Origin of the sequence: Gordonibacter sp. RACS_AR49 (assembly GCF_030418435.1) — a bacterium.
Classification (GTDB): domain Bacteria; phylum Actinomycetota; class Coriobacteriia; order Coriobacteriales; family Eggerthellaceae; genus Gordonibacter; species Gordonibacter urolithinfaciens.
On sequence record NZ_JAIUDM010000012.1, the window covers coordinates 48,532 to 64,298 of the forward strand.

The 15,767-nt window shown below is 69.7% G+C and carries 15 protein-coding genes; all 15 read left to right on the forward strand.

Translation table 11 applies throughout. The annotated features are described in order from the left end of the window. Window position 1 precedes the first annotated feature (1 nt). The 15 genes from LB310_RS14395 to LB310_RS14465 all read left to right on the forward strand — a co-directional run bounded on the left by LB310_RS14395 (window position 2) and on the right by LB310_RS14465 (window position 15,718). Window positions 2–1,495 (forward strand): YifB family Mg chelatase-like AAA ATPase, encoded by a 1,494-nt coding sequence (locus tag LB310_RS14395; protein WP_087191646.1) that lies wholly within the window; start codon window positions 2–4, stop codon window positions 1,493–1,495. Next, a complete protein-coding gene (dprA, locus tag LB310_RS14400) occupies window positions 1,486–2,484 on the forward strand; it encodes a DNA-processing protein DprA (RefSeq protein WP_301155278.1) in 999 nt (332 codons plus the stop codon). The genes LB310_RS14395 and dprA overlap by 10 nt, the downstream gene beginning before the upstream one ends. Window positions 2,485–2,537: 53 nt before the next feature. Further along, on the forward strand, window positions 2,538–2,804 hold the full coding sequence (locus LB310_RS14405) for a DUF4160 domain-containing protein (RefSeq protein WP_278805044.1): 267 nt from the start codon (window positions 2,538–2,540) through the stop codon (window positions 2,802–2,804). A 12-nt stretch (window positions 2,805–2,816) separates the two neighbouring features. Then, window positions 2,817–3,110, forward strand: coding sequence for a DUF2442 domain-containing protein (locus tag LB310_RS14410; protein WP_301155279.1), 294 nt, complete (start codon window positions 2,817–2,819; stop codon window positions 3,108–3,110). Between the two features lie 140 nt (window positions 3,111–3,250). After that, window positions 3,251–4,678, forward strand: coding sequence for a methylenetetrahydrofolate--tRNA-(uracil(54)-C(5))-methyltransferase (FADH(2)-oxidizing) TrmFO (gene trmFO, locus LB310_RS14415; protein ID WP_123674336.1), 1,428 nt, complete (start codon window positions 3,251–3,253; stop codon window positions 4,676–4,678). After that, entirely contained in the window at window positions 4,671–5,636 is a 966-nt protein-coding gene (locus LB310_RS14420; protein ID WP_227153936.1) for a tyrosine recombinase, read from the forward strand. The genes trmFO and LB310_RS14420 overlap by 8 nt, the downstream gene beginning before the upstream one ends. A gap of 187 nt (window positions 5,637–5,823) precedes the next feature. Continuing rightward, complete coding sequence (locus tag LB310_RS14425) at window positions 5,824–6,327, forward strand: hypothetical protein (protein WP_087191619.1); 504 nt, start codon at window positions 5,824–5,826, stop codon at window positions 6,325–6,327. 326 nt (window positions 6,328–6,653) lie between these two features. Further along, the gene (locus LB310_RS14430; RefSeq protein ID WP_301155280.1) at window positions 6,654–7,331 is read left to right on the forward strand and encodes a TetR/AcrR family transcriptional regulator; all 678 of its coding nucleotides are present in this window, start codon (window positions 6,654–6,656) and stop codon (window positions 7,329–7,331) included. 5 nt (window positions 7,332–7,336) lie between these two features. Further along, the gene (locus LB310_RS14435) at window positions 7,337–7,801 is read left to right on the forward strand and encodes a hypothetical protein (protein WP_197702195.1); all 465 of its coding nucleotides are present in this window, start codon (window positions 7,337–7,339) and stop codon (window positions 7,799–7,801) included. A gap of 214 nt (window positions 7,802–8,015) precedes the next feature. Continuing rightward, a complete protein-coding gene (locus LB310_RS14440) occupies window positions 8,016–8,684 on the forward strand; it encodes a response regulator transcription factor (protein WP_096228456.1) in 669 nt (222 codons plus the stop codon). Window positions 8,685–8,700: 16 nt separating this feature from the next. Continuing rightward, window positions 8,701–9,726, forward strand: coding sequence for a sensor histidine kinase (locus LB310_RS14445; RefSeq protein WP_227153935.1), 1,026 nt, complete (start codon window positions 8,701–8,703; stop codon window positions 9,724–9,726). 280 nt (window positions 9,727–10,006) lie between these two features. Then, window positions 10,007–10,843: an ABC transporter ATP-binding protein gene (locus LB310_RS14450; protein WP_096228458.1), complete on the forward strand. Its 837-nt coding sequence runs from the start codon at window positions 10,007–10,009 to the stop codon at window positions 10,841–10,843. Then, window positions 10,833–13,025, forward strand: coding sequence for an ABC transporter permease (locus tag LB310_RS14455; RefSeq protein WP_227153933.1), 2,193 nt, complete (start codon window positions 10,833–10,835; stop codon window positions 13,023–13,025). The genes LB310_RS14450 and LB310_RS14455 overlap by 11 nt, the downstream gene beginning before the upstream one ends. A 90-nt stretch (window positions 13,026–13,115) precedes the next feature. Then, window positions 13,116–13,469: a nitrous oxide-stimulated promoter family protein gene (locus LB310_RS14460; protein WP_224768033.1), complete on the forward strand. Its 354-nt coding sequence runs from the start codon at window positions 13,116–13,118 to the stop codon at window positions 13,467–13,469. Window positions 13,470–13,585: 116 nt separating this feature from the next. Continuing rightward, window positions 13,586–15,718, forward strand: coding sequence for a PTS sugar transporter subunit IIC/EAL domain-containing protein (locus LB310_RS14465; protein WP_301155281.1), 2,133 nt, complete (start codon window positions 13,586–13,588; stop codon window positions 15,716–15,718). Window positions 15,719–15,767 lie beyond the last annotated feature (49 nt).

Consider the following 15,767-nt stretch of genomic DNA (forward strand, 5'->3'; position numbering starts at 1 on the left):
CGTGTTCGGGCGCTTTGCCGTGCAGGGCGCGACGCTGCGCGGGGTGGAGGCCGTGCCGGTGGACGTGGAGGTGGTCGTGGGCAGCGGCATGCCCGCGTTCTGCATCGTCGGGATGCCCGACGCCGCCGTGCAGGAGGCGCGCGAGCGCGTGCGCGCCGCCCTGCGGGCCGGCGGCTTCTCCATGCCGAACGAGCGGGTGGTGGTGAACCTGGCGCCCGGTGCCTTGCGCAAGACGGGGTCGGGGTTCGACCTGCCCATCGCGGTGGGCCTGCTCGCGGCCACGGGGCAGGTGGACCCGCGTCTGGCCGAGGGCGCGCTCATCGTGGGGGAGCTCTCGCTGGAGGGGGCCGTGCGGCCCGTGGACGGCCTGCTGGCCTATGCGTTGTGCGCGCGCGACCTGGGATGCGCGCTCGTCTGCGCGGACGCGCCGGAGCGCCTTGTGGCCATCGACGGCCTCGAGCAGCGTGCCGTGCGCACGATCGCCGACTTCCGCACCGGCGAGTTCCCCGCCCTCGCTCCCCGGCGACCCTCCCGAACGTTGCCTGCGCCCGACTTCCGCGACGTGGCCGGCCAGGACATGGCGAAGCGTGCGCTGCAGGTGGCCGCCGCCGGCCGCCACGGCGTGCTCATGATGGGGCCGCCCGGCTCGGGCAAGACGATGCTTGCCTCGCGGCTGCCCTCCATCCTGCCGCCGCTCGAGGAGGACGAGGCGCTCGAGGCCGCGCTCATCCATTCGGTGGCGGGCGAGGAGATGGGCGCCCTGCTCGGCGGCGTGAGACCCTTCCGCAGCCCCCACCACTCGGCCACGACCGCCGGGCTCGTGGGCGGCGGCACGCCGCCGCGGCCGGGCGAGGTATCGCTCGCGCACCAAGGGGTCCTGTTCTTGGACGAGCTGCCCGAGTTCCGGCCCTCGGTGCTGCAGGGCATACGCCAGCCCATGGAGTCCGGGCGCGTCACCGTCACGCGGGCCGACGGCAACGTGTCGTTCCCGGCGCGCTTCATGCTGGTGGCGGCTGCGAACCCGTGCCCCTGCGGCTACTTCGGCGACGACGAGCATGCCTGCACGTGCACGCCGGCCCAGGTGAGCGCCTATCAGAACCGCATCGGAGGGCCGCTCATGGACCGCATCGACCTGCACGTCGACGTGCGCCGCTCGGCGCCGCGCGACGTGCTGGGGACGGGCGGCGGAACATCGTCGGAGGACATGCGCGCCGCCGTGCGGGGCGCGCGCGAGTACGCCTCGTGGCGGCGGGCGCGCGCCGGCGGCGGCGAGGGGCCGGAGACGCTCGTGCGCTCGTGCGCCCTCGCGCCGGCCGACGAGGCCTTCTTCGAGGACGCGGCGCGGGCTGCCCGCATGAGCGGGCGCGCCATCATGCGCACGCTCGCGGTGGCGCGCACCATCGCGGATATGGAGGAGGCGGCGTCGGTGGGGCGGGGGCACCTGTGCGAGGCGCTGGCGTTCCGCTTGCGGGAGGGGGTGGGAGCATGCGGCTGAGGGGTCCCCGCTTCGAGCTTTTGCCCGGCGACGGCGCCTTCCCTGCGGCGCTCGCGCGCGTTCCCGACCCGCCGCGGCGCCTCTACGTCGTGGGCGACCCGGCGGCGCTCCAAGAAGGTTTGGCCGTGGTGGGCGCGCGCAAGGCGACGCCCTACGGCACGGGCTGCGCCCGGCGCTTCGCCGGCGCGGCGGCGCGGCGGGGCGTCGTGGTGATATCGGGCGGTGCGCGCGGATGCGACGCGGCGGCCCACGAGGCCGCGCTAGCGGAGGGCTCGCCGACGGTGGCGTTCCTCGGGGGCGGCTGCGACGAGCCGTACCCGGCGGCGCACGCGGGCCTGTTCCAGCGCATCGTGGACGGCGGCGGGGCGGTGGCGTCCGAGCAGCCGTGGGACCGGAAGTCGCGGCCCTATATGTTCCGGCAGCGCAACCGCCTCATCGCGGGACTCGCCCGGGCCGTGCTCATCGTGGAGGCCGGGCTGCCGTCGGGCACGTTCTCCACCGCCGACGAGGCGCTCGCGGCGAACCGCGACGTGCTCGTGGTGCCCGGCGCCATCACGGCGGCCTCGTCGCGCGGCGCGAACCGCCTGCTGTACCAGGGGGCGCTGCCCGTCGTGGACGACGAGACGTTCGAGGACGCCCTGTTCTCCCTATTCGGATGTTTGAGGCAGGAGCAGTGGCCGCCTGCGGGAGAGCATGCGGCAGCCGCCGGCGCGGGCGTCGGGGGCCCGGGCGATGCCGGCGGCGGGGCGGCCGCGTCGGCGGGCGGCGCCGCGGGCCGTGCGGGGATGCGCCCGCCCGCCCTCGCTGCCAACCCCGTGGCCGCGGCCCTCGCCGCCCAGCCGCTGGGCATGGAGGACCTCTATGCCGTGGCCCGCGCGTCCTGCGGCTCCGCCGAGCCGCGCGCCTGGCTCATGGAGCGCCTCGTGGAGGCCGAGCGCATGGGCCTCGTCGCCCGCTATCCCGACGGCCGCTGGGGGCCGGCAGGGTGAGGGGCATCGGGTCAACCTCGGATTGTGATCGCGGACGAAGGGATGATGAGGCTATGCCCACGATTTCGATGTTCTTCGGTATAATAGTCATGATGCACTGCGAGAAAGACGAGCGGCATCATGTGCCCCACGTGCATGCGAGCTATGCCGAGTGCAGTGCTGCTCTCGACTTCGACGGCGAGGTGCTGGCCGGAAGCCTTCCTCGGCGCCAGATGGCGTTGCTGCGCGCTTGGATGGTGCTGCATCGCGAAGAGCTCGAAGCCGATTGGCTCCTCTTGATGCGCAAGGAAGATGTGTTCAGGATCGATCCGCTTCGTTAGGTGGTGGATGCCATGTGGGATGACGTTATCGTTGACGGCTTGGTTGTGGGACCGAAACCAAGCGAGCCGCGGCTCGCGGCCGTGACGCCGCTTGATGATTATTCTCTGTTGCTCGAATACAAGACGGGGGAGCGAAAGCGCTTCGACGTGAAGCCTTATATTTCAGGCACCTTCATGGGGAAGCTCGCCGATGTCGATTATTTCAAGACCGCCCGCCTGGAATACGACGGCTGGTTTGTAGGATGGCCGGGCGGGCAAGACCTCGGGCCGGACGATCTGTACGAGTTCAGCACGCCTGTCGGGTAGCGGCGCAGGCGGCATCCGCTTCTGGCCGGCTGCACCGGGCGCCTGCCTGGCGCGCCCGGTGCGCTGCGCCCCTCCGGCGATCCGCCGGTTTTTCTCGCCTGCCGTTTCCCGCGGCTCCGAGGTTTGGTATCCTTGCAGGCATGTCTGACAACGTGACCATACTCGGCGCCGGCCTTGCGGGGAGCGAGGCGGCGCTCCAGCTTGCCGACCGCGGCTTCCGCGTGCGCCTCGTGGAGATGCGCCCCGGCACACCCACGCCCGTGCACGCCACCGGCGCGTGCGCCGAGCTCGTGTGCTCGAACTCGTTGAAGTCGACCAAGCCCGAGAGCGCGGCCGGCATGCTCAAGGCCGAGCTCGAGGCGCTGGGATCGCACCTGCTGGCCGCCGCGCACCGGCACGCCGTGCCCGCCGGGGGCGCGTTGGCCGTGGACCGCGAGGCGTTCGCCCGCGACGTCACGGCGCTCATCGAAGGGCACCCGCTGGTCGACCTCGTGCGCGGGGAGGCTGCAAGCCTGGCCGAGGAGGCCCGCGGCGCCGATGCGCTCGTGGTGGCCACGGGGCCGCTCACGTCCGGTGCCCTCGCCGCCGACCTCGCCCGCGTCGCCGGCGCCGGCCACCTGGCGTTCTACGACGCCGCCGCGCCCATCGTCATGGCCGACTCGCTGGACGGGGAGCGCCTGTTCCGGCAGAGCCGCTACGAGGACGGGTCCGACGGGGCGGGCGACTACCTGAACGCGCCCTTCACGCGCGAGGAGTACGAGGCCTTCGCCGCCGAGCTCGTGGCCGCCGAGCGCGTCGTGCTGCGCGACTTCGAGACGCGCGAGCTGTTCCAGGCCTGCCAGCCCATAGAGGAGATCGCGCGCAAGGGCCTCGACGCCCCGCGCTTCGGCCCGCTCAAGCCCGTGGGCCTCACCGACCCGCGCACAGGGAGGCGCCCCTGGGCCGCGCTCCAGCTGCGCGCCGAGGATGCGCACGGCACGTGCTACAACCTGGTGGGCTTCCAGACGAACCTGACGTTTTCCGAGCAGCGTCGGGTGTTTCGCCTGATCCCCGGCTTAGAGCATGCGGAGTTCGCCCGCTTCGGCGTCATGCACCGCAACACGTTCCTGGACGCACCGCGCCTGCTCGACGCCAGCCTGCGCCTCACGGCTTCCGGGGCCGCCGCGTTGGGCGCGCCCGTGTTCGTGGCGGGCCAGCTCGCGGGCACCGAGGGGTACTGCGAGGCGCTGCGCTCGGGCCTGCATGCCGCGCTGGCCGTGGCGGCCGAGCTCTCGGGGACCGACCTGCCGCCGCTGCCGCGCGAGACGGCCTTCGGCGCGCTTCTGGCCTACGCCACGAGCCCCGAGACGAGGGCTTACCAACCGATGCACGTGAACTTCGGCATCATGGAGCCGCTGGCGGAGCATGTGCGCAACAAACGCGAGCGTTACGCCGCCTACGCCGCCCGCGGCGCCGACGCGCTCGCGGCCTACCGTGCCCAGCTTGCGGACCGCGGCCTCATGCCGAAAACGGCTCCCGCCGCTGATGCGCCGGTCGAAGGCCTGCCAGAAGGCAGCTCCCGTGCCTGACGCCGTGCCCGTGCCCGACGACGGCATGCCCGCATGCGATCCGCGCGCCGCATCCCTCGTCGAGGGTTTCTGCGACGCCCTGCGCGTAGAGCGCAACGCCTCGGTGCATACGGTGCGTGCCTACCGCATCGACCTCATGGACTACGTGCGCTGGGCTGCCCGGGAGGGCATCGACCCCCTTGCGGCCACCCATCGACAGCTGCGCCGCTACCTGGGCGAGCTCGACAGCGCGCAGTACTCGCGCACCACCGTCAACCGGCGGCTCTCGGCGCTGCGCAGCTTCTTCCGCTGGCTCAACGTGACGGACGTGTGCGACAGCGACCCGGCGAGCGTGCTCTCGGGCCCCCGCAAGCAGAAGGACCTGCCGCACGTCATCCGCCCAGCCGACATGGCGAGGTTGCTCTCGGTGCACGGCAAGCGGGACGGAGTCGGCAACCCGCGCGAGCAGTCGCCCGCCGACCTGCGCAACCTGGCGCTGCTGGAGTTCCTGTACGCGTGCGGCGCGCGCGTGTCCGAGGCGTCGGGCCTGCTCGCAGACAACGTCGATTTCGAGCGTGGCCAGGTGAAGGTGTTCGGCAAGGGGGCGAGGGAGCGCATCGTGCCGCTGCACGACCTGGCGCTCGCCTCCATGCGCACCTACCAGCTGCTCGGGCGCCCCCGGCTGCTCAAGGAGAAGGAGTGCCCGTTCTTCTTCGTGTCCACCCGCGGCAACGGCATGACCACCGATGCCATCCGCAAGATGTTCAAGGAGTCCCTGCGCGCGGCCGGGCTCGACGAGACGCTCTCGCCGCACGACATGCGCCACACCTTCGCCACCGACCTCTTGGAGGGCGGGGCCGACCTGCGCAGCGTGCAGGAGATGCTGGGGCATGCGAGCCTGTCCACCACCCAGGTCTACACCCACCTCTCGCCGGGGCGCCTCAAGCAGGTGCACCGTCGCGCCCACCCGCGCGGCTGATCGCACGGCCCCTTGCGCAGCGGTTCTCCGCTCCGCGAGACGCTCCTTGCGCGAAGGTTGCAGCGCCGTGACCGACGGCTGACGGTTGCCCGGAACCCCTCGCGCACGGCGCCGATGTCCCTCACAATCGGAACCCGATACCACGCGCGCCTCGTCGCGCGGACACCTGCGTCGAAGGGACACGATTATGAACAAGCGCAAGATGAGAATGATGGGCATGGTTCTGGCCGGCGTGCTGGCGATGACGCCGTTTCTGCACGGGTGCGCCACCGACGACGGCGGCTCCTCGAACGACAACGGCTCGCAGAACTCGACCGAGCAGCAGGAGCAGAACGGATCCGAGCAGCAGAACACGGGCAGCCAGGGCGACGTCGTCTACTATGGCCAGGTCATGGGCGTGAACGGCGACGAGATCACCGTTGTCCTGGGCGACCTGAGCGCCGCGGACGGCGAGGGCCTGCAGAAGTTCGAGGCCCAGGAGGACGAAGTCACCTTCAACAAGGGCGACGTCGTCATCGTGGACGAGTCCGGCGCCGTCGTCGACGACCCCACCGTCTCGGCCGACCAGATCGTGGTCATGAGCGGCTCGGGCGACGGTCCCGACTTCCGGCCCTCGAAGCTGGAGATACTCCAATCCAACGCCGACGGCGCCGTGAGCTCCGCGGCCGCGGAGCAGGGCCTGGACCAGTAGCGGCTCTCCTGCCTGCCGCGAAGGACGACCCCGTCGGGAGCGGCAGCCTGCATCCGCGGTTCGTGCCGGCCTGCGCAGCTCCCAGCCGGCAGCACGATGGCCCGGCTCCGAGCGGGCCCGTGCTGGTTCTGCGAGGCCGCTCGGCCTCGTACCGGTGCCGACCTGCCGCGCAACGGGCCGCCTTTTCGCACCGTGCGGCCCTCTTGCTCTCGCGCAGCGGGGCGCCCCACCTTTCGCAAGCGGTTTATGAACATTGTTCATAAACCGCTTGCCTTGTTCTAGCGCCCCGCTATAATGGGATAAGCAAAATGAACGAGGTTCAAAGAATGATGGGAGGTGCGGCCATGGCGCGGCAGGGCATCGATCGGGCGGCGATAGCCGAGGCGGCCTACGCGCTGGCGGAGGAGCGCGGGCTGGCGGGCCTGGGTATCCGCAGCGTGGCCGAGGCCTGCGGCGTGTCCGTGGGCACGATCTACAACTACTTTCCGACGAAGGACGACCTCCTGGTGGAGGTTATCGGCACGTTCTGGCAGCGCGCCTTCCACGAGGACCTGTGCCTCATCGTGGAGGGGGAGCGCTTCGACGCCTTCGTCAGCCGGGTTTACGCGGCTATGTCCTCGGCGCTCGCAGCGTTCCGCTCGGACTGGCTGCCCCAGATCAGCGCGCTGTCCATCCAAGGACGCGACGAGGGCAAGATGCGCGAGTCCGCGACGTTCGACCATATACGCGCCGGCATGCGGGGCATGTTGGAGGCCGACGCGCAGGCCGACCCCGGGCGCGCGGGCATCGAGCCGGCCGAGCTCGTGGCATTCGTGCTCGAGAGCATGATCGCCGGATTGTGCGCGGGCGAGCCCGACTGCCGCGTGCTCTCGGCGCTGCTGCGCGCGGGGCTCTATGGACCGGACGCGCTGGGTGCGGAAGATGCGGCAGACGGCGCGGGAAGGCTGGAGCCCCCCGCGCGCAGCACGGAAGGGGCGGCCGCGGCGGCCGCCGGGGAAAGGTGATGGCAATGCTCAAGATCTCAACGAACAAGCTCATGCTCGTAGCGGGCATCGTGTGGGCCATAGCCGGCGCGAACATCGCCAACATCGGGCTCACGGCCTACCGGCACGACTGGGGCTGGGTCATCTGGGCGCTCCTCGTGGGCTCGGCGGTGATCTTCGTGCTGTTCCACTCGCGCATCTTCCAGAAGATGGTGGGCAAGCACGCCAAGCGCATCGGCGGCTACGAGGAGGCCAAGACGAACATCCTGAAGTTCTTCGACAAGAAGGGCTACATCATGATGGCCATCATGATGGGCGGCGGCATCGGCCTGCGCATGTCGGGGCTCGTGCCCGACTGGTTCATCGCGTTCTTCTACACGGGCCTGGGCATCGCGCTCACGGTGGCGGGCCTCACCTTCCTGCTGCGTTACTTCATGAACGTGGAGCCGGGGTGCCCCCTGTTGCCGCGCACCTACGCGAAGCGCGGCTGACCGGCCGGTCTGCCAGAGCTGCTGCGGCGCGCATCGTTGCGCCATTCGGAGGAAGCGGTGCCGGCACCGCCCGAAACCAACGGGTTCGCTGCCGGCACGTTGACGAAACGGTTACGGCTCGGGGGCGTTCGCGCCCCCTTGCCATAGTATGAGGGGCGAACCATGGCATCGGCCCCGAGGCGCGGTGCGAGAAACCGAGTGCGAAGGAGGCCCCGTGGCCCGGATATTCGTCGTGGAGGACGACGCGGCGCTGCGCGGCGAGCTCATGCGCCTGCTGGAGCTGCAGGGGCACGTTGCGCTGGCCAGCACGGCGTTCGACCGCATTGCCGACGAGGCGCTGGCCGCCGATCCCGACTGCGTCCTGCTGGACCTCAAGCTGCCCGGCGACGGCGGCCATGCCGTGTGCCGCGACCTGCGCCGCGCAAGCGACGTGCCCATCGTCATGCTCACCTCGTCGGACAACGAGTTCGACGAGGTCATGAGCATGAACCTGGGCGCGGACGACTACGTGACGAAGCCCTACAACCCCGCCGTGCTGCTGGCGCGCATCCAGTCGGTGCTCCGCCGCGCGGCGCGCACCGAGCCGCCTGCGCGCATCGAGCACAAGGGCGTCGTGCTGGACGTGGCGAAAAGCCGCGTGGAGTACGAGGGCCGCGGGGTGGAGCTCACCCGCAACGAGTTCCGCGTGCTGCACCTGCTCATGGAGAACAAGGGCGCCATCATCTCGCGCCAGGAGCTCATGATGGAGCTGTGGCAGTCCGACGCCTTCATCGACGACAACACGCTCACGGTGAACGTGAACCGGCTGCGCAAGAGCCTGGCCTCCATCGGCGTGCCCGAAGGCTTCCTGGCCACGCGCCGGGGGCAGGGCTACCTCGTCTGATGGGCGGTGCGCTGCCATGAGCCTGTCCGCCTACCTGCGCGACAACCTCGCGGCCATCGGCGTGGGCGTGCTGTGCTGCCTGGGCGTGGCCGGCATGCTGGCGGTGCTGGGCGTGGGCACGGACGCCACGGTGCTCGTGCCGTGTTTCGTGGCGCTGTGCGGCGCGGTGGTGCTCGGCATCGGCTACGTGCGCAGACGCCGCTTCTATACCGAGCTCGCGCGCATCGTCGAGGGCCTCGACAGCACCTACTTCGCCTCGGAGCTCGTGGAGGATCCCGGCTTCCTCGAGGGGCATCTGGCCCACGAGGCGCTCGAGGCGGTGGGAAAGGCCGCGGCCGACGATGTGGCGTTCCATCGGCGGCAGGCCGAGTCGTACCGCGACTACATCGAGCTGTGGATACACGAGATCAAGACGCCCATAGCCGCCGCCCATCTCATGGCGGCCGACCTGCACGGGGGCGTGGCTGCGAAGCTGAAGGCCGAGCTGGACCGTATCGAGTCCTACGTGGAGCAGGCGCTCTACTATGCGCGCTCCACCTCGCTCGCGCGCGACTACGCCATTCGCGAGCTGCCGTTGGCCGAGGCCGTGCGAGCGGCCTGCAAGAAGAACGCGCGCTACCTGATTGAGCACGGCGCCATCCCGTCCATCGAGGTGGGGGACGATGTCTCCGTGTTTGCCGATGCCTCTTGGCTCTCCTTCGTATTGGGGCAGGTCGTGGTGAACGCGGCGAAATACGGCGCGACTGCCGTGCGCTTCACCGCGCGCGAGGAGGGCGCGGGCACGAGCGCGGCGCGCACCGTGCTGGAGATCGCCGACAACGGGCGGGGAATTCCCGCTGCGGACGTCCCGCGCGTGTTCGACCGCGGCTTCACCGGCGAGAACGGCCGCGCCCAGGGCTCGGCCACCGGCATGGGCCTGTACCTGGTGGCCACGCTCTGCGAGAAGATGGGCCTCGGCGTGGGCCTGGCCTCCGAGGAGGGCACCGGCACCCGCGTCATGCTCGCGTTTCCGCACGACCGCAGGCGCAGGGACGTCGGGTGAGACGCGGGGACGGGGATGACGTCTCCGTTTGGTGAGACGCGGGGACGGGGATGATGTCTCGTTTGGCGTGGCAGAGGGACGCGGACAATGTCGCATTCCCCCTGCTCCTGGCGTCTTTGGAAGGCATCAGGGGACGTGATATTACCCCCATCCCCCTGTCGCACCCTGTCACGGGCGCCCCACCCTTGCAAATTCGTAAGGTTGCGGTAAGCCTCTTCGATGGCGGGTGCGGCGCCGCGGACGTACTATCTTGGCAGACCCCGAGAGAAGGAGATTTGCCATGACCGAAGTTTACGCGACCCCGTCGGCGGCTTGCGCGCAGCAGGCGCCGGCTGCCTATGCGTCCGGCTCCCGGCCCATCCTGTCGGTTCGCCAGATAGAGAAGGTGTACGGGAGCAAAGATTCCGTCACCAAGGCGGTGCGCGACATCAGCTTCGACGTGATGCCGGGCGAGTTCGTGGGCATCATGGGGCCCTCGGGCTCCGGCAAGACCACGCTGCTCAATTGCGTGGCCACCATCGACACCGTGACGAGCGGCCATATCCTCGTCGACGGGCGCGACGTCACGGGGCTGCGCTCCCGCGCGCTCGCGAAGTTCCGCCGCGACGACCTGGGCTTCATCTTCCAGGACTCCAACCTGCTGGACACGCTCACCGGCTTCGAGAACATCGCGCTCGCGCTCACGGTGAAGGGCGAGCCCACCGGCCGGGTGAAACCCAAGGTGGACGCCATCGCGGCCACGCTCGGCGTGTCCGAGGTGCTGGGGAAGTACCCTTACCAGATGTCGGGCGGCCAGCGCCAGCGCATCGCCGCCGCCCGCGCCATGGTGGCCGATCCGAAGCTCGTGCTGGCCGACGAGCCCACGGGCGCGCTCGACTCGCGCAGCGCCACCGTCATGCTGGAGACGCTCGAGATGATGAACTCCTCGCTCGGCGCCACCATCATGATGGTCACGCATGATTCCTACGCCGCCTCGTTCGCGAGCCGCATCCTGTTCGTCAAGGACGGCGCCGTGTTCAACGAGATACGCAAGGGCGACACCTCGCGCAAGGACTTCTTCAACCGGATCATGGAAGTGGTCACGTTCCTGGGCGGTGACGTGCGCGATGCTCGCTAAACTCGCCTTCCGCAACATCCGCCGCTCGGTCAAGGACTACGGCGTGTACTTCGTCACGCTCGTTTTCGGCGTGGCGGTGTTCTACGCGTTCAACTCGGTGTCGAGCCAGTCCATTCTCTTCGACCTCGAGGACACGGCCTCGGCCAGCGTCTTCTCGCTGACGGGGCAGTTCCTCGGCATGTTCAGCGTGCTCATCGCCTGCGTGCTCGGCTTCCTCGTGCTCTACGCGAACGGCTTCCTCATCAGGCGGCGCAAGCAGGAGTTCGGAACGTACCTCATGCTGGGCATGAATCCCCGCAGCGTGTCGGCCATCGTGCTCATGGAGACGGCGGTGGTGGGCCTCGTGTCGCTCGTGGTGGGCCTGGCGCTCGGGTTCGCGCTTTCGCAGGGCATGTCGTTCGTCACGGCGGGCCTGTTCAACATCGAGATGACGCAGTACCGCTTCATATTCTCGTTCGACGCCTTTTTGCTCACGCTGGTGTGCTTCGCGCTCATCTTCGCGGTGACGGCCCTGTTCAACACCGTGTCCATCCGCCGCTACAAGCTCATCGACCTGCTCTCCGCCCGCTCGAAGAACGCGCGCTTCCGCGTGCGCAACCCGTGGATCAGCCTCGCCGGGTTCGTTGCGGCCGTGGGCCTGATCGCATGGGCGTACGCCACGCTCGTCGAAAACGGCCTTCTGGAGTTCGACGACGGGTTCTGGAAGGCCACGGCGCTCATGGTGGTCGGCACGTTTTTGCTCTTCTGGTCGCTTGCCGGCTTCGCCATCGCGGTGATCGAGCGCACGCGCGGCGTGTACTTCAAGGGCCTCATGATGTTCACGATGCGCCAGATAGCCAGCAAGGTGAACACGGCGTTCGTGTCGCTTTCGGTGGTGTGCGTCATGCTGTTCTTCTCGCTCACCGTGTTCTCCACCGGCATGGGGCTGGCGCGCGCCTTCAGCGGAAACATCGAGGACGGCACGGTCTACGACGCCACGCTCACGGCCAACGTGTACCTGAACCAGGGCGGCACGCACGACCCCGAGGCGCTCGCGCAGATGACCGAGGAGGACCGCGAGTACCAGAAGGTGGCCGACGAGAAGGCGGCCGCCATCGAGGCCGACGCGGAGGCCTACGGCTGGGATATCGCCGCGAAGCTGGCCGACGCCTCGCCGACGTGGGACGAGCTCGTGGCGAAGTCCGCTCAGATCGACGCCTTCGTGAGCGACGAGACGTCCTACGGCGAGCTCATGGGGCGCTACGGTCAGGACACGGGCAATGCGAAGCAGAACGAGGCCCTGCACAACCAGGGCGTCACCCTCATCGGCGTCTCGCAGTTCAACGCGCTCGCAGAGCTTGCGGGCCGGCCGACCGTGGACGTGGGCGAGGACGGCTACGCGGTGAACAACACGCTCGACGCCATGAAGGCGCTTTCCGAGTCGCTTGCGCGCAAGGGCGAGACGGTGGTCGCAGGCGGGCGCGTGCTCGAGTCCTCGGGCGAGCTGCGCAGCCAACCGATGGAGGACACCACATTCTCCGCGAGCGGGGCAGAGCTCATCGTGCCCGATGCGGTGATCGCCGGCCTGCGCGCCCAAGGCGCCGTTCCCGAGCAGAGCATCCTCAACCTCATGTATCGGACGGACCGGGCCGAGGGCGACAAGCTGCTCGAGCAGGTGCTCGCCGAGGCGTCGCCCGCCAACCCGGAGGTGGCGGCATCCGGCTGGAAGTTCAGCCCGAAGCCCTGGCCCGTGACGCTGTCGTTCACGGCCGAGGAGGTGCTCGTGCAGTCGGGCGGCATGAACCTCATGATCTCGTATTTGGCGCTCTACATCGGCTTCGTGTTCCTCATCGCCACGGCGGCCGTCCTGGCCATCCAGCAGCTGTCCGAGGCGAGCGACTCGCTGCCGCGCTACCGGGTGCTCGCCGAGATAGGCTGCGACCGCCGCATGATCGTCCGGTCGCTGCGCGCGCAGGTGCTCGTGTACTTCCTCGTGCCGTTGGCGGTGGCCGTGTGCCATACCGTGTGCGCCGTGGGCGTCATCAGCGACTCCGTCATCTCTCAGCTGGGCGTGTCGGTGCTCGAGCCTGCGCTCATGACCGCCGTGCTGGTGGCGGTGGTGTACGGGGCGTACCTCGCGGTCACGTACTTCGCCAGCAAGGGCATCATCCGCGCCTCGCTGGGCAAGAAGCTCGTGGGGTAGGGCGGGGCCGCCGCGCGCTGCTCCGCCCGAGCCGCCGCCCGTCGCGTCGCGGGGAAATCCCGCTCGCGGCGCGGCGGCGGTTCTGCTACCATGTTCGCCATGGGTGACTCGCCGAAAACCGCCAAGCGCCGCGTGCGCGAGAAGCGCACCATCTCGCAGATGGTGGCGCTTTACTGCGCGGGCAACCACGACGCCGCAGCTCGCACCGAGCGCGCCCATTGCGGCGAGGCCGTGTGCGCGGACTGCGCGGCCATCGATGCCTACGCGGTGCTGCGTACCGAGCGCTGCCGCAAGATGGAGGTCAAGACCTCCTGTGAGGAATGCGGCAACCACTGCTATGCCCCCGAGAAGCGCGACGAGATCCGTGCCGTCATGCGCTACGCCGGCCCGCGCATGCTGGGGAGGCACCCGGTGGCGGCCGTGCGGCACCTGCTGGGCCGCTGAACGTCCGCGTGCGCCGCGGATCTGTTTCCCGAACGTATCCGTTCACGCCGCCCGTTGTCTCCGTTCGGGGTACAATGGCCTCGACGAAACGGTGAGGACGGGACGGAAGGGCGGGCATGCTCGACAAGGTTGACGCGCTGTTCGCGCGCTTGGAGGACGTCATGGCGTTCCAGGCCATCCGCCAAGGGCTCATCCTCACCATCCCCGTTCTGCTGGTGGGGTCGTTCTGCCTCATCTTCCTCAACCTGCCGCTCGCGCCCTACCAGGACGCCCTCGCCGGCGCGCCGCGCGTCGAGGGCCTGCTCGACCTCGTGTACGACGGTACCATGGGCATCTTCTCGCTCTACGTGTCCGTGGCCGTGGCGCTGCGCTACGCCAACGCCTGCGCCGAGCGCTTCGGGGGCTTCTTCGTCCAGGGCGCGCCCTTCGCCGCGCTCGCGGCCTACCTCATGTCCGTGGGCTTCGGCACCGAGGGCTTCGATCCCATCGTGCTCAGCACGCGCTCGCTGTTCATCGCCATCGTGTGCGGGCTGGCCTCGTCGGTGCTGTACTGCCGGCTCGTGCGCCTGCGCCGCACCCGGCGGCTGTACGGCGACAGCCTGGACAACGTGTTCAACCAGGCCGTGTCGGGCCTCCTGCCCATCGCGGCCGTCATCGCGCTCTTCGGCGCGGCGAACGCCGCCGTGGCGGCGCTCTCGGGCTCGAGCTGCATCGAGCAGCTGTTCTTCGACAGCGTGAGCGCGCTCTTCCCCCTGGCCACGGCCACGTTGGGCAGCGGGCTTCTGTACCTTTTCCTGAACAACGTCATGTGGTTCTTCGGCATCCACGGCGGCAACATGCTCGACGGCGTGGCGCAGAGCGTGTTCGTGCCCGGCATGGCCGCCAACGCGGCGGCGCTCGCGGCGGGCGGCGAGCCAGTGCAGATCGTGACGAAGACGTTCCTGGACGTGTTCGCCTCTATCGGCGGGGCCGGCGCGCTGCTGTCGCTGCTCGCGGCCATCCTGCTGTTCGGCCGCCGCACGAGCGCGCGGCGGCTCTCGGCGTTCGCGGCCGTGCCCATGTGCTTCAACATATCCGAGATCATGCTGTTCGGGCTGCCGGTGGTGTGGAACCCGGCGCTGTTCGCGCCGTTCATCGCGGTGCCCCTGGTGAACATGGTGGTGTCGTACGCAGCCATGGCGGCCGGGCTCGTGCCGCCCGTGGTGGTGGACGTGTCGTGGACCACGCCGCCTCTCGTGGGCGGCTGGGTGGCCACGGGCTCGCCCGCCGGCGCGGTGCTGCAGCTTGCGTGCATCGCGTTGGGCACGGTGCTCTACCTGCCGTTCCTACGCCGCTACGAGCGGTTGGCCGACGCCCACGCGCGGGTGCAGTACGATGCCCTGCTCTCGTCGTTCCAGGACGACGAGCGCGCCGGGCGCTCGGTCGAGCTCGTGACGGCCGCGGGCTCGCTGGGCGCGGTGGCCCGCTCGCTCGCCGAGGACGTGCGGGCCGCCGTGGACGCGGGGGCCTTCGAGCTGCGCTACCAGCCGCAGTTCGACGCTGACGGCCGCGCGGTTGGCGCGGAGGCCCTGCTTCGCATGGAGCACCCCGTGTACGGCTGGCTCTACCCGCCGCTCGTTATCGAGCTGGCACGCGAGGCCGGTGCGGGCGGCGAGCTCGAGCGCGCCGTGTTCGAGCGGGCGCTGGCCGACGCGCAGGCTGCGGAGGCGCTCGCGCATGCGGGCGAGCTCGACGCGGGTTTCAGCGTGAGCGTGAACGCCACGGCCACGATGCTGCAGGACGAGGAGGCCGTCGGCTTCGTCATCGACGCCTTCCGCGCCCGCGGGCTCGATGCTGGCCGCGTGGTGGTGGAGGCCACCGAGCGCGAGGCGCTGCTGTGGGACGCGGGCGCGCACGACCTGCTGCGCCGCGTTGCGGACGCGGGCATGCCGCTGGCCATCGATGACTTCTCCATGGGCCGCACCTCGTTCCAGTACCTTGAGACGAGCGTGTTCTCCGTGGTTAAGCTCGACGGGACCATTGCCAAGGGCGTCATGGAGAACGAGCGCTACGCCGAGATCGTCTCGTCCATCGCCGACCTCTCCGAGCACCTGGGCTTCACGGTTCTGGCCGAGTACGTGGAGACGGCCGAGCAGCGCGACGTGCTGAAGACGCTCGGCTGCTCCTATTTCCAAGGCTACCTCTACGCGCCCGCGCTGCCCTTCGACGAGATGGTGGAGCGCGCACGGCTGACGGGAACGCTCCGTTAGAGGGAGCTTCTCTTTCGGGGCAAATGATGCGGGATGATGCGTCATCCCG